This is a genomic window from Streptomyces sp. NPDC006879 (assembly GCF_042869595.1).
Classification (GTDB): domain Bacteria; phylum Actinomycetota; class Actinomycetes; order Streptomycetales; family Streptomycetaceae; genus Streptomyces.
Genome location: NZ_JBIAGC010000029.1, coordinates 55,473 through 76,412 on the forward strand (window position 1 = coordinate 55,473; position 20,940 = coordinate 76,412).

17 protein-coding genes and 1 tRNA gene are annotated in these 20,940 nt (G+C 68.7%); 4 read left to right on the forward strand and 14 right to left on the reverse strand.

Features of this window, described 5'->3' with window-relative positions; translation table 11 throughout:
* Nucleotides 1-26: 26 nt before the first annotated feature.
* The 11 genes from prfA to ACFYMC_RS20840 all read right to left on the reverse strand — a co-directional run bounded on the left by prfA (nt 27) and on the right by ACFYMC_RS20840 (nt 13,992).
* Nucleotides 27-1,106, reverse strand: a complete 1,080-nt coding sequence (gene prfA, locus ACFYMC_RS20790; RefSeq protein WP_388527282.1) for a peptide chain release factor 1 — start codon at nt 1,104-1,106, stop codon at nt 27-29.
* Nucleotides 1,107-1,213: 107 nt separating this feature from the next.
* Complete coding sequence (rpmE, locus tag ACFYMC_RS20795; protein WP_388527284.1) at nt 1,214-1,438, reverse strand: 50S ribosomal protein L31; 225 nt, start codon at nt 1,436-1,438, stop codon at nt 1,214-1,216.
* A 304-nt stretch (nt 1,439-1,742) separates the two neighbouring features.
* The gene (locus ACFYMC_RS20800; protein WP_388527287.1) at nt 1,743-2,840 is read right to left on the reverse strand and encodes an LCP family protein; all 1,098 of its coding nucleotides are present in this window, start codon (nt 2,838-2,840) and stop codon (nt 1,743-1,745) included.
* A gap of 426 nt (nt 2,841-3,266) precedes the next feature.
* The gene (locus ACFYMC_RS20805) at nt 3,267-4,235 is read right to left on the reverse strand and encodes a S1 family peptidase (RefSeq protein WP_388527289.1); all 969 of its coding nucleotides are present in this window, start codon (nt 4,233-4,235) and stop codon (nt 3,267-3,269) included.
* 296 nt (nt 4,236-4,531) lie between these two features.
* Nucleotides 4,532-6,553: a transcription termination factor Rho gene (rho, locus tag ACFYMC_RS20810; protein ID WP_388527292.1), complete on the reverse strand. Its 2,022-nt coding sequence runs from the start codon at nt 6,551-6,553 to the stop codon at nt 4,532-4,534.
* 439 nt (nt 6,554-6,992) lie between these two features.
* Complete coding sequence (thrB, locus tag ACFYMC_RS20815; protein WP_388527295.1) at nt 6,993-7,913, reverse strand: homoserine kinase; 921 nt, start codon at nt 7,911-7,913, stop codon at nt 6,993-6,995.
* Nucleotides 7,914-8,361: 448 nt separating this feature from the next.
* Nucleotides 8,362-9,432: a threonine synthase gene (gene thrC / locus ACFYMC_RS20820; protein WP_388527298.1), complete on the reverse strand. Its 1,071-nt coding sequence runs from the start codon at nt 9,430-9,432 to the stop codon at nt 8,362-8,364.
* A gap of 7 nt (nt 9,433-9,439) precedes the next feature.
* Nucleotides 9,440-10,729: a homoserine dehydrogenase gene (locus ACFYMC_RS20825; RefSeq protein WP_388527335.1), complete on the reverse strand. Its 1,290-nt coding sequence runs from the start codon at nt 10,727-10,729 to the stop codon at nt 9,440-9,442.
* 254 nt (nt 10,730-10,983) lie between these two features.
* Complete coding sequence (lysA, locus tag ACFYMC_RS20830; protein ID WP_388527301.1) at nt 10,984-12,375, reverse strand: diaminopimelate decarboxylase; 1,392 nt, start codon at nt 12,373-12,375, stop codon at nt 10,984-10,986.
* 33 nt (nt 12,376-12,408) lie between these two features.
* Nucleotides 12,409-13,434, reverse strand: a complete 1,026-nt coding sequence (gene nrtL, locus ACFYMC_RS20835; protein WP_388527304.1) for an ArgS-related anticodon-binding protein NrtL — start codon at nt 13,432-13,434, stop codon at nt 12,409-12,411.
* 72 nt (nt 13,435-13,506) lie between these two features.
* Nucleotides 13,507-13,992 carry a response regulator gene (locus ACFYMC_RS20840; RefSeq protein ID WP_388527307.1) on the reverse strand — a complete coding sequence of 162 codons (486 nt, stop codon included), beginning with the start codon at nt 13,990-13,992 and terminating at the stop codon, nt 13,507-13,509.
* Between the two features lie 96 nt (nt 13,993-14,088).
* On the opposite strand from ACFYMC_RS20840, the gene ACFYMC_RS20845 reads away from it, so the two are divergent.
* From ACFYMC_RS20845 to ACFYMC_RS20855, 3 genes are all read left to right on the forward strand, one after another.
* Nucleotides 14,089-14,160 (forward strand) — tRNA-Arg (locus tag ACFYMC_RS20845).
* Nucleotides 14,161-14,835: 675 nt separating this feature from the next.
* Nucleotides 14,836-15,486 (forward strand): 2OG-Fe dioxygenase family protein, encoded by a 651-nt coding sequence (locus ACFYMC_RS20850; RefSeq protein WP_388527309.1) that lies wholly within the window; start codon nt 14,836-14,838, stop codon nt 15,484-15,486.
* Nucleotides 15,479-16,363, forward strand: coding sequence for a RimK family alpha-L-glutamate ligase (locus ACFYMC_RS20855; protein WP_388527312.1), 885 nt, complete (start codon nt 15,479-15,481; stop codon nt 16,361-16,363). Before ACFYMC_RS20850 ends, ACFYMC_RS20855 begins: the two co-directional genes overlap by 8 nt.
* Here ACFYMC_RS20855 and ACFYMC_RS20860 read toward each other — a convergent pair.
* Nucleotides 16,350-16,811, reverse strand: a complete 462-nt coding sequence (locus tag ACFYMC_RS20860; protein ID WP_388527315.1) for a hypothetical protein — start codon at nt 16,809-16,811, stop codon at nt 16,350-16,352. The two genes, ACFYMC_RS20855 and ACFYMC_RS20860, sit on opposite strands and share 14 nt — an antisense overlap.
* Before the next feature lie 250 nt (nt 16,812-17,061).
* On the opposite strand from ACFYMC_RS20860, the gene ACFYMC_RS20865 reads away from it, so the two are divergent.
* Nucleotides 17,062-17,451 carry a hypothetical protein gene (locus ACFYMC_RS20865; protein WP_388527318.1) on the forward strand — a complete coding sequence of 130 codons (390 nt, stop codon included), beginning with the start codon at nt 17,062-17,064 and terminating at the stop codon, nt 17,449-17,451.
* 109 nt (nt 17,452-17,560) lie between these two features.
* Here ACFYMC_RS20865 and ACFYMC_RS20870 read toward each other — a convergent pair whose 3' ends face one another.
* On the reverse strand, nt 17,561-18,319 hold the full coding sequence (locus ACFYMC_RS20870) for a hypothetical protein (protein ID WP_388527321.1): 759 nt from the start codon (nt 18,317-18,319) through the stop codon (nt 17,561-17,563).
* 253 nt (nt 18,320-18,572) lie between these two features.
* A complete protein-coding gene (locus tag ACFYMC_RS20875; RefSeq protein ID WP_388527323.1) occupies nt 18,573-20,612 on the reverse strand; it encodes a TerD family protein in 2,040 nt (679 codons plus the stop codon).
* Between the last annotated feature and the right edge of the window lie 328 nt (nt 20,613-20,940).

The following is a 20,940-nucleotide window of genomic DNA, read 5'->3' on the forward strand; positions in this document are numbered from 1 at the left end:
CGAGTCCGTCGATCCGTACGAGGGGGTTACTGCGCGGCGGCGAGCTTCGCGGCGGAGTCCGCGTCCACGCAGGCCTGGATCACCGCGTCGAGTTCCCCGTCGAGGACCTGGTCGAGGTTGTAGGACTTGAAGCCGACCCGGTGGTCCGAGATCCGGTTCTCCGGGAAGTTGTACGTACGGATCTTCTCCGAACGGTCCACGGTCCGCACCTGGCTGCGCCGGGCGTCCGCGGCCTCCTGCTCGGCGGCCTCCTGGGCGGCGGCCAGCAGTCGCGACCGCAGGATGCGCATGGCCTGCTCCTTGTTCTGGAGCTGGCTCTTCTCGTTCTGGCAGGAGGCGACGACACCGGTGGGAAGGTGGGTGATGCGGACCGCCGAGTCGGTGGTGTTCACCGACTGCCCGCCGGGACCGGAGGAGCGATACACATCGATGCGCAGCTCGTTCGCGTTGATCTCGACCTCGACCTCCTCGGCCTCCGGGGTGACGAGCACGCCGGCTGCGGAGGTGTGGATGCGGCCCTGCGATTCGGTGGCGGGCACGCGCTGCACGCGGTGCACTCCGCCCTCGTACTTCAGTCGGGCCCAGACTCCCTGGCCGGGTTCGGTGGCTCCCTGGCCGCCCTTGGTCCGCACGGAGACCTGGACGTCCTTGTAGCCACCGAGCTCGGACTCGGTGGAGTCGATGATCTCGGTCTTCCAGCCGACCCGCTCCGCGTAGCGCAGGTACATGCGCAGCAGGTCCCCGGCGAACAGGGCGGACTCGTCGCCGCCCGCGCCCGCCTTGATCTCCAGCAGGACGTCCTTGTCGTCACTGGGGTCACGCGGGACCAGCAGCAGGCGGAGCTTCTCGGTGAGCTCCTCGCGGTGCTTCTCCAGCTCCTTGACCTCGGCGGCGAAGTCCGGGTCGTCGGCAGCCAGCTCCTTGGCCGTCTCGATGTCTCCGGCGGATTCCTTCCAGGCGCGGAAGGTGCCCACGATGGGGGTCAGCTCCGCGTAGCGCTTGTTGAGCCTGCGCGCGTTGGCCTGGTCGGAGTGGACCGAAGGGTCGGCGAGCTTCTTCTCAAGATCGGCGTGTTCGCCGACCAGTTCCTCGACCGCCTCGAACATCGGGGGCTCCTGTGGTGAAAGGGCGTGGGGGCTGCGGGACGACAAAGGCGCCGGTCCGGCCGCCCCTGTGGTGCGCGGGGGCGGCCGTCGACCGGCGCCGTGGCTCGCTACTTCTTGGCGGAGCCAGCAGCCTTGCCGAAGCGGGCCTCGAAGCGGGCCACGCGGCCACCGGTGTCGAGGATCTTCTGCTTGCCCGTGTAGAACGGGTGGCACTCGGAGCAGACCTCGGCACGGATGGTGCCCTCGGTCAGGGTGCTACGGGTGGTGAACGCCGCGCCGCAGGTGCAGCTGACCTGGGTCTCGACGTACTCGGGGTGGATCTCGCGCTTCAAGGTGTCTCCTAGATTCGGGAGGGCTCCGGGTCGCAGGTGGCGGAATTGCGCACTGCGTGAACCGGGGCCGACGGACCAGTCTGCCAGGACCGGGCCGCCTATCAAAATTCGAGGACGGTCAGCTCAACGCCGCGAGGGTGGGGTGTATTCCAGCCCCGCCACAGCCACCCGTAGACCGCTGCCGCGGAGGGTCGGTGTGGGTCACGGTGGTGCGCCGCAAGGCGCAGGGCCGCCCCTCGGCGGGGCGCGTTCGGACGGTCCGACACGGCGGCGGGGCGCCGTGGCCGACGTCGTGGGCGGGGGATCAGCCGCCGTCGACGAGGGAGCCCGCGGCCCCCTTGTCGCCCGCCGAGCGCCGGGTCACCGAGTCCGGAAGCGGCTGGTCCTGCCGCAGCGCCTGCCAGACCTGCCCGCTCTCCTGCTCCAGCGGGACGACGCGGTTGGGGTCGATGGTGTCGTAGACCACCGGCAACGTGACCATCTGCATGTCTTCGGCGCCCAGAGTACGCAGACTGTCGGCGAAGGACGCCAGGGACTTCACGTCGCCGAGTTCCTTGTCGGTGGTGATGGCCTTGGTGGCGGTGTCCGCGAGACCCAGCAGCTTCGTGGGGCTCTCGAAGAGCCCGATGCCCTTGATCTCGGTCAGCAGCGCCTTCATGAACGCCTGCTGGAGCTGTATGCGGCCGAGGTCGCTGCCATCGCCGACAGTCTTTCGGGTGCGGACCAGCCCGAGGGCCTGCTCGCCGCCCAGCCGGTGGGTACCGGCTGGCAGGTCGAGGTGGCTGGCCGGGTCCTTGATGGGCTCGTGAGTGGTGATCTCCACGCCGCCAAGGCCGTCGATGATCTTCTTGAAGCCGGTGAAATCGACCTCGACGAAGTGGTCCATGCGGATGCCGGACATCTTCTCCACGGTCTTGACCGCGCAGGCGGGCCCGCCCACGGTGAAGGACTCGTTGAACATCTTGCGCGGCCCACCCGGATCGGCGCCCCCGCCCGGCTTCTTGCAGGAGGGGCGGGTGACCAGGGTGTCGCGCGGTATGGATATCACGCTGGCCTTCTGGTGCCCCTCGTAGAGGTGGACGATCATCGCCGTGTCGGAACGGGCGCTTCCGCCGTCGTCGGCTCCGTACTCGCTGTTCGCCCCGTCCCGGGAGTCGGAGCCGAGGACCAGGATGTCCATCGAGCCGTTGTCCACGTCCTCGGGCCGGTCCGTGCCGAGGGCGGCGTCGAGGTCCACGCTGTGCAGGTTGCCGTTGTACTTGACGTAGAAGTAGCCAAGCCCGGCACCACCGAGCAGCACGAGGCCAGCCGCACCCCACGCCACCACCGCCAGTGCCCGCCGCCGCGCTGGCGGTCGCTTCCTGCGGCGGCCGGTGGCACCGCGGGTCTTCTGCTCGGACATGCGTCTTACGCTCCCCTTGCCCTCACTGGCTGTAACTGCCCCTGGGATTGCCTTTGGTCCGGGATTTCCGGAATGCGCCTGACATCACATTGGTCAGACGGCGATCCGGCGGGAAGGGTTGCACGGTCAGCTGTGCCCGCCCTGTGAGGAGTGGGGCCGCGGGTGCCCGACGAACAGCCCGGACGGATCACCGCACCGCATACGACCTGCGGGTTCAGCCGAACAGAAGGCGGGGATCGAAGCCGCTGCCCGTGCGGCTGCGTGTGGCGAAGGTCGCACCCGGGCACCGGCCCCTGACGCGATGGGGCCGGACCGACCGCCCGGAGGGACTGCGGCGTCCGCACCCGCCACCGAAAGCGGTCGGGCCCGCTCGGCCGCCGAAGCGGCCGGGCGGGCCCGGGAAGTGCTGTACCGAGTTGCGTGCGCTTAGCGCAGCTGCGCCGCGATCAGCTTCGAGTAGGTGCTGACCTTCGCGTAGACGGGGAGGGCACCTCGGGCGACGCAGTTCTTCACGCCCCAGGAGGTGACACCGACCACACGACCCCGGACGACCAGCGGGCCGCCGGAGTCACCGTTGCAGGTGGCGACGGTGGTGCGGTCGCTGCCGGTGGCCTTCTTGCCCACGCAGATCATGTGGCCCTTGATGAAGTTGCGCCCCCAGACGGAGGAGCAGGTGCTGTTCTTGTTGATGGGCAGCGTGGCCTTCTTCAGGTACGGCGAGAGGGCGTTGCTGGTGGACTTGGTGCGACCCCAGCCCAACGCGAGGGCCTTGGTGCCGGACTTGTAGCGGGTCTTCTCGGTGCTGCTGGCGATCTTGATGACGCGCTTGGAGGCGACCGACTTCTTCAGGGTCAGGACGGCCACATCGTTGTCGATCTTCGACTTGTTGTACTTCTTGTGCTGCCACTGCTTGGTGACCCACATGGCGGAGCCGCCGTGCAGGCTGCCGTCGTAGCGCTTGCTGGCGCCCACGATGACCACGCCGCCGACGAGCTTGTTGCCGCTCACCCGGGTCCGCATGTTGCGGCCGTCGGTGCAGTGCGCAGCGGTCAGGACCTTCTTGCGGCCCACGATCGAGCTGGTGCAGAAGGAGGCGTTGCCGCGGCCGTCGAACCACCACAGCTGCGCCACGTACGGGTACTGCTTGATGCTGGCCTTACCGCCGCCGATGATCATCGGCTCGATGGGGCCGGGGGTGTCGTTGGTCTCTCCGAGCGCCTTGCGCGCACCGTCGAGGAACTTGATCATCCGCGCGTCAGCCTTGCCACCTTCATCGGCCTGCGTGGCCGCACCCGCGGGGGCGGCCGGAGCGATGGCGAGCAGGCCGGCGGCTATCGCCGTAGCGACGCCGGTCGACGCGAAGCGGCGACGCAGCGAGGTCTTGGCAGTGAACACTCGTTCTCCCGTTATGAGTTCAAGTCTGAGCACGACGGGAGGCTGCGAAAGCAGACGGATGCATGACAAGGCATGACGAAGCCGCCACGCACACCAAAGATCCCCGGTGCACGTTCCCCCCTCATGCGGCCTGACGATCCTATGACCTGACGGCCTTTTATTCCAGCTAGATAACGGGCAAAAAACTAAAGCCAGTTGAGAGCAGACAAAAGAAACCGCCCTGTCGAGGCGACAGGGCGGTTCGATACCAGGAAGACTCCGCTGGATGCCCGGCGGTTCCCGGGGGAGCGAGATTCCTAGTCGTTGCCGTTGTTCGGCGACGGCGTCGTCTTCGCGATCTGCATCAGGAACTCGGCGTTCGACTTGGTCTGCTTCATCTTGTCCAGCAGCAGCTCGATCGCCTGCTGTGAATCGAGCGCGTGCAGCACCCGACGCAGCTTCCAAACGATGCCCAGCTCCTCGCTGTTGAGGAGGATCTCCTCCTTGCGAGTACCCGACGGGTCCACGTCGACCGCGGGGAAGATCCGCTTGTCGGCGAGCTTCCGGTCGAGCTTGAGCTCCATGTTGCCGGTGCCCTTGAACTCCTCGAAGATCACCTCGTCCATCCGCGAGCCGGTCTCGACCAGCGCGGTGGCCAGGATGGTCAGCGAGCCGCCGTCCTCGATGTTGCGCGCGGCGCCGAAGAACCGCTTCGGCGGGTACAGCGCGGTCGAGTCGACACCGCCGGACAGGATGCGGCCGGAGGCGGGCGCGGCGAGGTTGTACGCGCGACCCAGGCGGGTGATGGAGTCCAGCAGCACGACCACGTCATGGCCCAGCTCCACCAGCCGCTTGGCCCGCTCGATGGCGAGTTCGGCGACCGTGGTGTGGTCCTCGGCCGGGCGGTCGAAGGTCGAGGAGATGACCTCACCCTTGACCGACCGCTGCATGTCGGTGACTTCCTCCGGACGCTCGTCGACCAGGACGACCATCAGGTGGCACTCGGGGTTGTTGTGGGTGATCGCGTTGGCGATCGCCTGCATGATCATCGTCTTACCGGTCTTCGGCGGGGCGACGATCAGACCACGCTGGCCCTTGCCGATCGGCGACACGAGGTCGATGATCCGCGTGGTCAGCACGCCCGGGTCGGTCTCCAGACGAAGCCGGTCCTGCGGGTACAGCGGGGTCAGCTTCTGGAACTCCGGACGACCACGGCCCGATTCCGGCGCCATGCCGTTCACCGAGTCGAGCCGCACAAGCGCGTTGAACTTCTCGCGACGCTCGCCCTCCTTCGGCTGGCGCACGGCACCGGTGACGTGGTCACCCTTGCGCAGGCCGCTCTTGCGGACCTGAGCCAGGGAGACGTACACGTCGTTCGGGCCGGGCAGGTAGCCGGAGGTCCGGATGAAGGCGTAGTTGTCGAGGATGTCCAAGATGCCCGCGACGGGGATCAGTACGTCGTCCTCGGCGACCTGCGGCTCGCTGGTTCCGAACTCGTCACGCCCACGACGACCACGCCGGTCGCGGTAACGACCGCGACGGCCCCGCCGGCCGCCCTCGTCCTCGAACTCGTCCTGCGGCCCGTTGTTCTGCGAGCCCTGGCCACGGCCGTCACGCTGCTGACGCTGGCCGCCGCCCTGGCCCTGCTGTCCGCCGCCGGCCGTCTCCTCGCCCTTGCCCCGCTCACCGCGGTCACGACGGTCGCGCTGACCGCGCTCGCCCCGGTCACGACGGTCCCGACGGCCCCGGCCCTCGGTCCCTTCCTGCGTGGCGGTGGAGGTGGCCGACTCGGCCTTGGCCTCGGTGCGCTCCTCGCCCTTGGGCTCGGCCTGGGCGGGAGCCGTGGCCACGGCGACCGCTGCAGGGGCAGCAGCCTGCTCGGGGCTGCCCGCGGCGGCGGTGGCCCGCCGACGCCGGCGTTCGCCGGCCGGCTGGTCGTCACTGGCGGGCTGGCCCGGAATGTCGATCTGCTGCTGGGCCACGGCCTTCTCGGTGGCGGCCTTCTCGGCGGCCTCGCCGGTACGGGCCTTGGATGTGGCGCGGCGCTTCGGCTTGGTCTCGGCGCTCTCGCCGGCGGCGGCGTTCTTGGCCGCGGGGGCGGAGCCGCCTCCGGCCTGCGCCTCCTTGATGACCTCGATCAGCTGGCTCTTGCGCATCCGCGCGGTGCCCCTGATTCCGAGGCCCGAAGCGACCTGCTGCAGCTCCGCCAGGACCATGCCCTCAAGGCCGGTGCCGGAGCGGCGTCGCCGGGGAGTGGTGGCTGCGGCAGAACCCGCGGCGGGCGCACTGGTGTCGACATTCTTGTCGGCAACGCCCATCAGATCGGTGGTGTCGCTCACGAAGGGTCCTTCCCTGGAGCGGACGTCGGCCTGTCTGGCTCGGCGACCGGTTGTGCTGTCCGACCTCGGTCCCTGGTTGGTGGACCGTGCCGGGGCGGTGGTCCGCCGTGACAATTGGCGGCGGAAAGATGCGTACGTGGGTTCCGGCGCGAGGCTCCCTGCTGAAAGCGTGGGATCGTCACGCCGATTCCGGAGCGTGCTCGAAACTGCCTGGCAGTGATCAAAGCAGTTGGGGAGGCTCCCGGAAGAAAGGTGGTCCCGGATGGGGACACTGAGCACCGAGCCACGAAGGCTTCGGATGCGTACTTGAGGTTAACACTACCGGATCCAACAGACATTCCCCCTCTCATTCACCGGCAATCGCCCACCGCACAGCCCGCGAGTGCTCACACAGCACCGCGCACCGCCGGTGGATCCGCCCGCGCACCCCTTGGTCTCCTTATGGGGCGCCGAGCGGCAGCACGCTCGCACCCGCGGAATCGAGGGCCAGCCGGTGCGCTGCCCACCCTTCACCCGCGAGCTGTGCGACCTTCTCGGCCACACCGTTCCCGACCAGCGCCAGGACCGTAGGTCCTGCACCGGAGATGACTGCGGGCACGCCGTCCGCCCGCAGTCGGTTGACCAACGCAACGCTCTCCGGCATCGCCGGCGAGCGGTACTCCTGGTGGAGGCGGTCCTCCGTGGCCGGCAGCAGCAGCTCGGGGCGCCTGGTGAGGGCCTCGACGAGCAGGGCCGCCCGGCCGGCGTTGGCAGCGGCGTCCACATGCGGTACCGAACGCGGCAGCAGACCACGGGCGGTTTCCGTCAACACCGGAACAGAAGGGACAAAGACCACCGGAACGATGGAATCTGCAGGCTCCATCCGGATGGCCCGCGCGGCACCGCCGTCCATCCACGCCAGGGTGAACCCGCCGAAGAGGCAGGCCGCCACGTTGTCCGGGTGCCCCTCGATCTCGGTGGCGAGTTCCAGCAGGGCGGCGTCGTCGAGCTTGCTGTCCGCACCTATCGTCACGGCGCGGGCGGCCATGATGCCCGCACAGATGGCGGCGGAGGAGGAGCCCAGGCCACGGCCGTGCGGAATGCGGTTGGCGCAGACCACCTCAAGACCACGGGGCTGCCCACCGAGCAGGTCGAAGGCGGTACGCATGGAGCGCACCAGGAGGTGGGCCTCGTCGCGGGGCAACGTCTCGGCACCTTCGCCGGCGATGTCGACGTGCAGGCCGGAGTCGGCCACCCGGACGACCACGTCGTCGTAGAGCCCCAGGGCGAGGCCCAGGGAGTCGAAGCCGGGGCCGAGGTTGGCGCTGGAGGCGGGGACGCGCACCCGTACGGCGGCGGCGCGGAACGCGGGACCGGCCATCGCTCGATGACACTCCTTGTAACAGTGCGAGATTTTCGCTGCGAATGTGGTGAGGGGGCCGCGAGGGCAGCACTGGGGCAGCACCAAGCCGGATGCGGCGGCGCAGGTTAAGTACAGCCTATCGAAGGAAGGTTCTGTCGCGACATAGGGCGCACGGGAGGCGCATGGTGCGTGTCGCCAGAACCCCGTGCTCCGCCACAGGCTGACGCCCGGCACCCGCCCACCGCGCCACAGGGAGCGACCTCGCGGCACGGCGGGGGACGGAGCGCGTGCGAAAGCAAACCGGATACCCGGGGCCGCCTCGCGACTCGACGGGCGAGCACCGACCACGGCGCCGCCATGCGGGCCGAAACACCCCCGAGGCGCCGCCCGAGGGGGCACCCCTGCACGGTTGGGCGCACCGCGCAGGGGCGTCACCCACGGGACCACCAGGGTGACGGGCCAGCCCTCAGACCAGGCCGAGGCGCTGGGCCGCGGCGGCGGCGTCCACCGGCACGGTGACGGGCTGGGGAGCCCCTGCGACCGCCCAGTCGGGGTCCTTCAGGCCGTTTCCGGTGACGGTGCAGACGATGCGCTGACCCGGATCGACCAGGCCAGCTTCGGCGGCCTTGAGCAGGCCGGCCACCGACGCCGCCGAGGCGGGTTCCACGAAGACGCCCTCCTGCGCGGCCAACAGCCGGTAAGCAGCAAGGATCTGGCGATCCGTCACCTCATCGATGAACCCGCCGGACTCGTCCCGGGCGGCAAGCGCGAACTCCCAGGAGGCCGGATTGCCGATGCGGATCGCAGTCGCAATCGTGTGTGGCTCCTTCACCGGCTCACCCCGCACGATCGGCGCCGAACCGGAAGCCTGGAACCCCCACACCCGCGGGGTGCGCGTGGAGATACCGTCCGCCTTGTACTCCCTGAAGCCCCTCCAGTAGGCGGTGATGTTTCCCGCATTGCCGACCGGCAGCACATGGACGTCAGGAGCGTCACCGAGAGCGTCCACGATTTCGAAAGCGGCGGTCTTCTGCCCTTCGATCCGCACCGGGTTGACCGAGTTGACCAGAGCCACCGGGTAGTTGTCGGACAGCTGCCGTGCCAGCGTCAAACAGTCGTCGAAATTGCCGTCGACCTGGAGGATCTTCGCGCCGTGCACCAGCGCCTGCCCCATCTTGCCCAGCGCGATCTTGCCTTGCGGAACCAGAACGGCACACACCATGCCGGCCCGAACCGCGTAAGCAGCCGCCGAAGCGGAGGTGTTGCCGGTGGAGGCGCAGATGACCGCCTTCGCCCCCTCCTCCTTCGCGCGAGTGATCGCCATGGTCATACCGCGGTCCTTGAAGGAGCCGGTCGGGTTGGCGCCCTCGACCTTGAGATGCACCTCACACCCGGTGCGCTCGGAGAGCACCTGAGCCGGCACGAGCGGCGTACCGCCCTCGCGGAGCGTGACGACCGGCGTCGCGTCCGTCACCGGAAGACGGTCCCGGTACTCCTCGATGATGCCGCGCCACTGGTGGGTGCCGTTGCTGGTCATGGGTCCCTTACTCCCCTTCAACACGCATGATGCTGTCGACACCACGGACGGTGTCGAGCTTGCGCAGCGCCTCGACCGTCCCCGAAAGGGCGGAGTCGGGCGCGCGGTGGGTGACGACGACGAGGGATGCCTCGCCGTCCTTGCCCTGCTGGCGGACCGTGTCGATCGACACGCCGTGCTCGGCGAAGACCGTGGCGACCTGCGCGAGCACGCCGGGCTTGTCCGCCACGTCCAGGCTGATGTGGTATCGGGTGATGACCTCACCCATCGGGCTGACGGGCAGCTGCGTGTACGCGGACTCCCCCGGTCCCGTGGTCTGGCTGAGCTTGTTGCGACAGACCGCGACCAGGTCGCCCAACACCGCCGAAGCGGTCGGCGAACCGCCCGCGCCAGGCCCGTAGAACATCAACCGGCCGGCTGCCTCCGCCTCCACGAACACCGCGTTGTACGCCTCCCGAACCGACGCCAGCGGGTGACTCAGCGGGATCATCGCCGGGTGCACCCGGGCCGTCACGGACCGGCCGTCGGCAGCGCGCTCCAAGATGGCGAGCAGCTTGATGGTGCACCCCATCCGCTTGGCCGAGGCGAAGTCGGCGGCGCTGACCTCCGTCATGCCCTCGCGGTAGACGTCGTCCAGGCGAACCCGGGTGTGGAAGGCGATCCCCGCGAGGATCGCCGCCTTGGCCGCGGCGTCGAAGCCCTCGACATCGGCCGTCGGATCGGCCTCGGCGTAGCCGAGCGCGGTGGCCTCGTCGAGCGCCTCCGAATAGCCGGCGCCGGAAGAGTCCATCTTGTCGAGGATGAAGTTGGTGGTGCCGTTGACGATGCCCAGGACGCGGTTGACCTTGTCCCCGGCGAGAGACTCGCGCATGGGGCGCACCAGCGGGATAGCACCAGCGACGGCGGCCTCGTAGTACAGGTCCCGACCGTGGCGCTCAGCCGCGGCGTGCAGCGCGGCGCCGTCCTCGGCGAGCAGCGCCTTGTTGGCCGAGACCACCGAGGCGCCGTGCTCGAACGCGGCGGTGATCAGAGCCCGGGCAGGCTCGATGCCACCGATGACCTCGATGACCACGTCGATGTCCCCGCGTTTGACCAGTGCCATCGCATCGGTGGTGACCAGCGACGGGTCGATGCCCTCCCGCACCTTCGACGGGCGGCGCACCGCGACGCCGGCCAGCTCCACCGGCGCGCCGATTCTGTTCGCAAGGTCATCGGCGTGCGTCGTCATGATGCGCGCCACCTCTGAGCCGACCACTCCACAGCCCAGCAGCGCCACCTTCAGCGGACGCGTACGCATCATTTCGACCTACGCCTTTCATCGAGCCCGGCTTGCTCGTGCAAGCCGGTGCGAACCAGCCACCAGTCTCACGCACTGGACAGGCATTTCCATCTCCCGTCCATAGTGCGAGACGATCATTTTGAGGGCCAGGACGGTTTCCCGGGAAATTCCGTGGATTTCCGGACCTGCGTCAAACGCCCGCGCAAACCCTGCCCGGCCTCCCGGAACCAAAGCGAACCCAGCGCATCAGCGCCCGCCCCGGCCCGAGCGACTCAGCCGAGATCGAGCCGCAACAGGTCCTCCTCGGTCTCCCGCCGCACGATCACCCGCGCCCCGCCCTCGCGCACGGCCACCACCGGCGGACGCAACGCATGGTTGTAGTTACTCGCCATGGAACGGCAGTACGCACCCGTCGCCGGCACCGCCAGCAGATCACCCGGCGCCAGGTCAGCGGGCAGGAAGGCGTCCCGAACCAGGATGTCGCCGCTCTCACAGTGCTTGCCGACCACCCGGCTGAGCATCGGAGCCGCATCGGAACGGCGCGACACCAACGCCACGCTGTACTCCGCGTCGTACAGAGCGGTCCGAATGTTGTCCGACATCCCGCCGTCCACGCTCACGTACGTCCGCAAACCCTCCAGCGGCTTGACGGTGCCCACCTCGTACAGGGTGAAAGCCGTGGGCCCCACGATGGCGCGCCCCGGCTCCACGGAAATCCGAGGCGCCCGCAGCCCGGCCGCCTCGCACTCCCGCCCGACGATCTCCGTCAACGCCTTGGCGATCTCGTGCGGCTCACGCGGATCGTCCTGCGGGGTATAGGCGATGCCGAGCCCACCTCCGAGATCGATCTCCGGCAGTTCCACATCGTGCTCGTCCCTAACCCTCGCCAAGAGTTGCACGACGCGGCGGGCCGAAACCTCGAAACCAGCCATGTCGAAGATCTGCGAGCCGATGTGCGAATGGATGCCGATCAGCTCCAGGCTGTCATGGCCAAGGGCCCGCCGAACCGCCTCCTCCGCCTGCCCATCCGCCACGGCGATGCCGAACTTCTGGTCCTCGTGTGCGGTGGCGATGAACTCGTGAGTGTGCGCCTCCACCCCGACGGTGACCCGGATCTGCACCCGCTGGCGCACCCCGAGCTCAGCGGCCACATGTGCGACCCGAGCGATCTCCTGGAAGGAATCCAGCACGATCCGGCCGACACCGACCTCAACAGCCCGCCGGATCTCCGCCGTCGACTTGTTGTTGCCGTGATACGCGATGCGCTCGGCCGGCATGTCCGCCGCGAGCGCGGTGCTCAGCTCGCCCGCGGAACAGACGTCCAGGTTGAGCCCCTCCTCCTTGAGCCAGCGCACCACCGCCTTGGACAGGAAGGCCTTGCCCGCGTAGAAGACATCGGCCTCCTTCCCGAAGGCATGCGCCCAGGCCCGGCAGCGCTCCCGGAAGTCCGCCTCGTCCAGGATGTACGCGGGGGTGCCGAACTCTTCGGCCAGCCGGGTTACTTCAAGCCCAGCCACCGTCACCACGCCGTCGTCACCACGGGAGACCGTGCGCGCCCAGACCTTCTCCTCCAGGACGTTCAGATCGGCAGGCGGGGCGGTGTAGTGCCCCTCGGGAAGCACATCGGCGTGGCGGGGTCCGGCGGGATGGGCGGAACGGCTCATGATCGATCTCTTTCGCGCGTCACAGAAATCACGTCACAAAAACTCAGGGGCGTCAATGCCGAGCAGGGACAGGCCGCCGGCCAGCACCACCCCGGCGGCCTCGGCAACGGCCAGCCGGGAACGGTGGGCGGCCAAGGGTTTCTCCTCACCGAGCGGCAACACGCTGCACTGAAAGTCCAACAACTCGTCCGCCACGGCCACGAGATGACGCACCAAGCGCTCCGGCGCCCTGCGGTGCGCCGCCGCCTCCAACACCAACGGATACTCGGCCAGCAACCCGACCAACCGACCGCCGCGGGCATCAACACCAGGACCGGCAACCGACTCGTACGGAGCACCCACGGCCGCGGCCCCCACGGCAACCGGCGCGCCACCGAAACCAAGCTGGGCGGCGCTCCGCTCCAACGCCCGGCTGCGCGCATAGGCGTACCGAACCGTGAAATAGGGATTGCCCTCGCCCTGCACCAGCAGCCCGGCATCAAGGTGTACGGCCTCCGAGGCCGGCGTGGCCAACACCCCCCAGCGCACCGCGCCCGCACCGAACCGCCGAACCGCCTCCGGCTCCGCAAGGCCGTGCAGCCCGGCAGCCTCCAGCCCCGGCCCCTCCAGAGCCACCCGGGCACCCTGCGCCGCCAGCAACCGCAGGGCAACCTCCCAGTACACCCGTGCCCGCAGCCCGCTCGGCTCCGCACCGACCGCCACCACCGCACCGGCCATCGAACCCCCGCACCCGTAACGGCTCCCGAGACGGCGGACCTCATCGACCGGGGCGAGATCGAGAGCGAGGGTGAAGTTCAAGAAGCCCGGCCCGGTGATCTCCACCGACCTCACACCAGGCTCCCCCGCCAACCGCTGGCACAACACCCGCGCCACCTCGGCAGCGGACAGCCCAGCAGCACGGGACAACCTCAGAGCCACGTTCGAGGCGTAGTCACCGCGCCCCCCCGGCCGCGAACGCTCCACCACCACCCGGTCGGGCACCACGACCCGCAGCTCACCGTCCTCGACGGCGCAACGCACGGCGCGCGTGAGGGTACGGGAGAGCTCAGCGGGGGTCACGGGACCAGCCTAGGCGAGAAGGGGGGTCCCTCCGCGAACCGGTTTCGCCATGTGGGCGCCCGGCCCGTCACCTCATCCGCAGCTACGGCCGGCAGCCGGCGGCTGAGCTGAAGACGAACCGCCCCCACCGTGCCCCTCGACCAGACGGCGCACCACCCTGATCAACTCGGCCGGCTCGAAGGGCTTGGCCACGAAGGCGTCCACACCAGCAACCACACCGTGCTCGACCTCGTAGTGCGTGCACGCGCTCACGATGGCCACCGGAAGGTGACTGGTCCGGGGGTCTGCTCGCAGTCGCTCCGCCGTCCCGAAACCATCCAGTCGAGGCATCACCACATCCAGCGTGATCACATCCGGCCGCACGGCATGGACGACCTCCAGACACTCGGCACCATCGGACGCGGTCACGACCTCGAAGCCCTCCAGCTCGAGGTTGACCTTGATCAGCTGCCGGATGACCTTGTTGTCATCGACAACAAGCACTCGGCCCGAAGCGCCTGGCACAACTCGAGAGTAGGTCCGCTCCGGCCCTCGCGTCCGGGTTTTCCCCACTTCCACCCCGTGCGGGCGAAGCGTGGGCCAGCGACCAAACCCGTTCCTGATCACTCTCGGAGAGCTGGTAGGGTTCTACCCGTCGCCACAACGCAGCGACACGCCCCCGTAGCTCAGGGGATAGAGCAACGGCCTCCGGAGCCGTGTGCGCAGGTTCGAATCCTGCCGGGGGCACTTCTGATGAAGTGCCAAAGAAGCCCCTGACCTGCAGGAATGCAAGTCGGGGGCTTTCTTGTGGATACCAAAAGACACACGGCCCATGTGGCCGTTGCACTTTCCAGTACCTTGACCGTCACACGTCCCTGACCTGCGTTTTCGTCATCGGGCGCGAGGTGCGCTGGTTCACCCCGCAGGACGGCCCCGGCGTCCAGGACGTGATCTCCCGCGCGTACCGGCTCGGCATGAAATGGACCCCGGGCCGAAAGTAGCGCCCACGGCTGCGCATCCTCTTCGGGTGCGAACGGTGTACGGTCCGCCCGGCCTATCCGCCCGGCTCAGGGGGCTGACCGTCCCCTGCTCGACGCCTGCCGGCCCTTGCCCGGCTGCGTGCGGCCCCTCTTCGGCTGCGGGCCGGCGGTTCGGTTGCGGCGGATGCACTCCAGGCGAGATCGGAGCCTTGGGGCGTGACCGGGCGCGGTTGGCTTCGTTGAGCACGAGGGCCTTCGGCGAAGAGGACTCGCCGCAGTCCCTCCGAGGTGCACGTACGGGCACTTTGCGCCCGGTGCGCTGGTGGCTGTAGCGGCAAGGCGGCGTTCCCGTTCGAACGGCGCTCAACCGGTCCTGGGGTGCGGCAGGTGCCCGGTGGCCCGGGCCCAAACACCGTAAATCCGTTCCGAACCAGGAGAGTTCTTGCCCGTCCACACCATCGCCTGCTCCGACCTCATCGACGACCGTCTCGCCGCGAGCTACGAGGACCTTCCGGCGGACCAGTACCTCGACGGCGACCACGTGTACCGGTACCGGGCCTACGGGCAGACGCTTCTGACCCCGGGCGAGCTGCACTGGAGTCTGAGAGTCCCGTTCTTCCAGAGCAGGCACCTCAACAGCCATGCCGGAGGCATCGAGCGGGCGTTCGCCCCGCTCGCGGCACCTGCCCGGGGGTGCGCGCGGGCCCTGGCCCTGCGCGCGCAGGAACGCGGCATCGTGCCGCGTGGGGAGTTCGTTCTGGGCTGCCATCAGATCCGTGTCCTGGCCACGGACGATCACCCCGGTATGCCCACCCCGGAAGGCTTTCACCAGGACGGCTTCTCCTGGGTACTCGTCGCCTGCGTCGCACGGCACAACGACAGCGGCGCGATCACGACCGTCAGGGGTTTGGGCGATACCGCGGAGGCGCTGTTCCAGGGGCCGCTTGCCGTCGGTGACGCACTGTTGCTCGCAGACCCCATGGTGGAGCACTACGTCAGCCCGCTGACTCCCCGTCGGCCCGGACGAGCCTACCGCGACGTCCTGGTGGTCACCCTCGCGCCCGTCACCCCGCCGGGGGCCGTCCGTGGTTAGCGCACGTTCCTCGGTGGACGTGGCGTACCTGACCTTCGACGGGTACGACCCGGAACTCAAAGCAGCCGTCGACGCCATCGAAGGTCTCGGGATGAGCGTGGCGGCCGTGCGCTGGGACGACCTGGACGTCGACTGGTCCGGGTACCGGGCGGCGATCGTGCGCAGCGCATGGGACTACACCGCCCGACACACCGAGTTCCTCGCCGCCGTCCGGCGCATCGGGGACCGGACCGCGCTGTCGAACCCGGCGCGCGTGATCGCGTGGAACAGCCGCAAGGAATACCTGCGGTACCTGGCCGGACGGGGCTGCGCGGTGGTTCCCACGGTGTGGACGACAGCCCGCAAGCGGCTGACCGCCGCGGATCTGCCCGGCAGTTGGCAGGAGGTCGTCGTCAAACCAAGCATCGGGATCGGAGGACAGCACGCCCTGCGGACCACCGACATCGACGCCGCGTGCGCATACGCCTCTTCCCGCCCGTCCATGATGGTCCAGCCCTACCTCGCCCATGCGGATCGCTGGGGCGAGATCTCCCTGGTGTTCATCGGTGGCGCCTTCAGTCACGCCGTACGTAAGCACGGGTACCTCGCTCCCGAGGAGCTCCGTGCCGGGATCCTGGCGCCAGAACCGGGGGACGACTGGTCCGCCCGGCCCTGCCGCCCCGACCCCGATCACTTCTCGGCTGCGCGGGACGCACTACAGAGCGTGCCCGGCGCGCAGGACCTGCTGTACGCGCGCATCGACATGATCCGGGACGACGCCGGGAGGCCTCGTATCGTCGAGATGGAACTGATCGAACCGTTCCTCTACCTGCAGTTCGACGACGAGGCCGCGGACCGACTGGCGCAAGCCGTCCACTGGCGTCTCACCCGGCAGTGAGCCCGGTCGGGCGCCCCGGCCGCTCCTGGTGGCGCCCTGGCGTTCGACGGCGCGGACCCGGTCGCGGGCTTGTCGCCACACGGACCAGGTCGGCGACCTCGCGCAGGCGGCTCTGCGATGGCCAGGCGATCACCGTCGTCACGGGCGGCGCGTCCAGGACCGGCACGGCAGCGAGGTCCCGGCGCAGGTCGGTACAGGCGGATGTGGGGAGCAGCAGGTCGACGCTGGCGGCCTCGGGTACCGCTCGGTAGGCGTCGAGCAGTTCGGCGAGCACCTCGTCCGCGGTACCGGGCTTGGCGGCGAGGACGGGGCGGGGGCGGCTCTGCGCGGCCTGCCGGGTACGTCGTTCGGCCGCGGCTACCGTGCCGAGGATCGCGCGCGCCTCGGACAGCAGCACGGCTCCTGCTTCGGTGAGCGTGACCTTGCGGCTGGTGCGCTCCAGCAACACGACCCGGAACCGTCGTTCGAGTCGGGCGAGGTCAGCTGTTCGACGACAAGGGAGTCGTACCCTGGTGATCTCTACGGGTGATGGCCTGAGGGGCCGAGGAACCCCGCCGGACCGCCGGGTACCTTGCACGACGGCGCCGAAGGCCCGGCGTGACCAGACGCGGTGCACGGCGATGGCTCCTCATCGGTGTCCCCTGGCCCCGCAGGCTCGCCCTGTTCGACGGTACTGTCATCGACGAGAGGTCGTACGCGTGCAACTCCCCCTCTCCCGGGCGAAGACCGAGCTTGTGGAAGCCGTCCGCATCACCGATCCCATCAGGCACCTCACTTCGAGCGACTTGGCAGGGGTGACGGTCGCGATCTGGGCAGAGCACCGGGCCCGGCGAGCCCTGGACCTCATCGCCGACCTGCCACCCGACGAGCTGTACAGGTGCTTCGCCCCGGGCTGGGGAATCCGGGCCCACAGCGCCACGGAGGAACTCTTCGAGATCGCCTTCTGCTTCCGCTGCCACAGCGCTCGTCTCTGGGGGCCGGACGTCCTCCCTGAACACCGGGGACAGACCTTCGACGCCCAGAGCCCCGCCGCCCGTGAGCTGCTGCGCCTGTTCCGCTCCTGCGTACAGGACGGTTCGGGTGGCTGACCGCCCTTCCACGCGGCACGTTCCAGCCGAGGAAGATGACGTTCTGCCAGGGACCCACCGAAGTAGCGAAGTAGCCGGGACACGAGCGTCTCTCTGCCCCGGGTACGGCTCAGGATCCCGGGCGGAGAATCGTTGGATCCAACCGCCGAAGTTCCTTCAACTCGATGTGCTGCGGAGTCCCTCCGACGATGTCCACGCAGAAGACGGCTTCGAACGGGCTTCCCTGAGCAACGATCTCATGGGTGAGGATCTCCGAGCTGACCAGGAGGCGCGCTGCGGCGCTCGTGCCGAATCCGAAGCTTCCGGCAAGCACGATGACGTTCCGACGCCGGTTGAAGGGGTTGGTCGCACGGATCAATATGCCTTGATCCACCGCGAGTTGCCCGTTGGGGTCGATGACGCACCGCATGACGTTGCCCGTCAGGGAATCGTAGATGTCGGCGTCATGCGTGTCGGCCGAACCAAATGCGAAGGTCACGGGCAATCGCCGCAAGACTTCGGCAGTTACCCGGTTGGAGTGAGGTCCGCCGACCAGGACGAGGTTGCCTTGGCGTTCCAGCCCGGTGAGTTGGTGGCTCGGCGTCAACGGAAGCTGATCGATTCCCGCCCGCTTCAGCTGGTGTCGTAGTTCGTTAAGTGCCAGCACGTCCCCGACCCCGATGAGCCCAGATCGCTCCCATATGTAGTGCTCCTCCTGGATGAAGATCGACGTCACCACCTTGAGGTCGTCGGTGGTGAACGGCTTCCAGAAGCCCCGCACACTCCGGAACCTCCACAGGTCGCGGAGTCTTCCCCATGACCAGCCCGCCACGAAGGCGATTGCAGCAGCTGAAAGGTTGACGGCCAGGTCTTGAAGGCTGCTACTCATCCACAGGGACCTCCGATCGAGTCTGGGTCGCCGAGGTGTCGCTCGTGGTTCCTCCCCCTCCGTCCAGGCGGGTCCACCGAGCGGGACACCGAACCGTGGTGCGTCTTCTCCTCCGCAGCACCACATCTCCGCTGCGCCACCACCCTCAGCTCGGGCGGCAGCAGTTTGCCCGCACCCCTCGGCGGAGCCCGATGCCTCCGCCTCACGGGTGACGACCGGGCGCCCTCCGCGCGCCGCCGCCCCTGCATCGGCGTCACGCGGTGCCCGGCCCGTCCTTCACCGGTGTGCGCCGGACCGGGACACGGTCCAGGTGAACCACGACCGCGGAGTGGAAGCGATGCACGGCGTCGTCGACACTGCGGATGAAACCAGACTCCGCGTTGCCGCGGCTGCTGCCCATGCTCTTGAGGAGCGACAGGCGGAACCCGGTGATCTGGGCGTCGTTCTTCTTCGGCAGCATGTCTGCCGGCTCGGGGCGGAGCCGTTCCAACGTGCCGCGTGGTCCACCGGTGCCTCCTTCGACCAGTGTCTCCACATGGAGATCCGCCGGAGCCCCGGCCAGGTGACGGATGAGGCGTTTGGCCCAGGTCAGCGGGTAGCCCTGCTCGGGTACGGGGACGTCGATGGAGGTGCGGAGCCTGGCAGTGCGCAGGTCGGCGCTGACCGCCAGGATTCCCGGAGCTCCTTCGATTCGCAGTTCCGCCCGCAGCCTGCCGTCGAGGCAGAGCTGGTCGGCAAGAAGATTGCGGCGGAGTTCGGGATCGGCTCCGCGCTTGGCACGCTGGACCGGCAGTACCTTCTGACCGAGTTCGCCACCGAGGCTGAGGCAGATCTGCCGGATGAGCCGCTCCCAGCTCTCGACCACTTCCAGGGCGCGCGGGTCGCCGTGGCACAGGGTCTCGTCGTCGATCCCGTTGCGTACGGGGACCCAGGCCGACCCCATGTTCTGGAATCCGTGGCAGCCCGAGTTCTCGTGCCGCAGATAGTGGAGCAGCTCATGGAGCAACCAGGCGTGTGCTTGGTCTCCGACCCCCTCGTGCCTGATCAGCATTTGTGCTTGATAGGCGACTTCAGCCCAGGACAGGTGCCAGAGGGATACCTTGTGCTTGCGCCGCCCGTCGATCCTGACGTCGAGGAGCGGGCTGCCTTCCAGCGCGACATCGTTCGAGAGAGTGATCACGGCCTCGTACCCACGGCGTGCGGCGATGTCCACGTATGCCTGCACCTGTTCGGGCTTGAAGCCGTTGCCGTTGGTCTTGGTTTCCAGTAGCGCGGTCCACAGCTTGCCGGCCCTCTCCACCCGGAGCACCCCGTCGGGGCGGCGCGGGGCTTCTCCGTGCGGTAGGGAGACCTCGGTAAACGTCTCCATACGACCGGCCGGCGCTCCGAAGACGGCCGTGAGCCTGCGCCCGAACTCGGGTACTTGCGCCATCACCGAGAGCAGCACCGAAGTGGCGCGCGTCTCCCGGTCCCGGTCGCTCTTGAGCGCCGAGACCGGAAAGAGCCTGGCCTGCTTCCACGAGTCGTTCTCCGCCAGGGACTTCCGCGGCACCCTGGGTACGGTGACCTTCCTCCGCGCGGTTCTGGGCCGTGTTGCCGCCTTCGACCTCGCCTCGCCGGCAGGAGTGCGGGGGGCTGGAGGTGATCCGCCGGCAGCCGCCGGGGCTTGGTCGACGGCGCCGCCCGGAACCGACCTGCTCTCAGGTTCGGCGTCTCCTTGGCCGTGAACCGTGGCCTCGGCGCCCGCGTCGTCTTCGATGTCGACTCCGAAGTCCCTCGCCAGGCCGGCCAGGCCAGTGTCGTAGCCCTGCCCGACGGCTCGGAATTTCCACTCGCCCCCGCGCCGGTACAGCTCGCCGAAAATGATCGCGCTCACCGGTCCGGCGTCGTCTATGGCGAAACTGAGGAGGCTGTCGCCGCCCCCGTCGGCCAGGACCACTTGCAGGTCTTCCAGTTCCCCGAAGCCGGCGCCCTGGTAGCGGCTCGCCGCCACGACGATCCGCTCGATGTCGTAGGGCACCGCAGTCAGATCGAAGCTGATCCGGTCTTCTTCTCCGCTCTCCGTCGGCGTCTTTCCGAGCAGTTGCACACTGCCGTCAGTGGCGACGGGGTTGTTGTAGAAGTAGAAGTCGCCATCGCTGCGCACCTTGCCGTGCGCGTCGACCAGCAGGACGGAGACGTCCGCATCGCCGTCCCCTGTTGGGCTCACCCAGCTCAGGCTGAGCATCACCGAGCCGGGGTTCTCACTCAGGGTGCTCAGCGCGACGTTCGAGCCTTTGACCATCTCTCGCATGAAGCCCCCGGATCTTCTCACTCGGCCGCCCCGCCACGGCCAACCGCCCCGCGCCGCCATGTGACGTACGGCACAGCAGGACTCTAGTGCCCGATCGCGGAGCCCGTTGGGACGTCCGCAAACATCGGTCAAGGACGCGGCCCCCGCCTTGGCGCCCCTGCCGATCGGCGGCGCTCCGATACCGCGACGGCGAGCGCCCCGTAATGCCGCGGGGTCCGCAGGGAGCAGCCACGGAGCCTTTTCCATCATCGCTCTGAGCTGGCCAGATGCAGGGCGAGGATGGCCTGGACGAGTGCGGTGATGCGGGTAGTCGAGCATCGGATCTTGC

Bases quoted from the DNA above. Each gene is read 5' to 3' on its own strand.
- thrB (WP_388527295.1), bottom strand. From the start codon at position 7,913: ATGGCCGGTCCCGCGTTCCGCGCCGCCGCCGTACGGGTGCGCGTCCCC.
- prfA (WP_388527282.1), bottom strand. From the start codon at position 1,106: ATGTTCGAGGCGGTCGAGGAACTGGTCGGCGAACACGCCGATCTTGAG.
- ACFYMC_RS20875 (WP_388527323.1), bottom strand. From the start codon at position 20,612: ATGCGAGAGATGGTCAAAGGCTCGAACGTCGCGCTGAGCACCCTGAGT.
- ACFYMC_RS20800 (WP_388527287.1), bottom strand. From the start codon at position 2,840: ATGTCCGAGCAGAAGACCCGCGGTGCCACCGGCCGCCGCAGGAAGCGA.
- lysA (WP_388527301.1), bottom strand. From the start codon at position 12,375: ATGAGCCGTTCCGCCCATCCCGCCGGACCCCGCCACGCCGATGTGCTT.
- ACFYMC_RS20870 (WP_388527321.1), bottom strand. From the start codon at position 18,319: ATGAGTAGCAGCCTTCAAGACCTGGCCGTCAACCTTTCAGCTGCTGCA.
- ACFYMC_RS20825 (WP_388527335.1), bottom strand. From the start codon at position 10,729: ATGCGTACGCGTCCGCTGAAGGTGGCGCTGCTGGGCTGTGGAGTGGTC.
- thrC (WP_388527298.1), bottom strand. From the start codon at position 9,432: ATGACCAGCAACGGCACCCACCAGTGGCGCGGCATCATCGAGGAGTAC.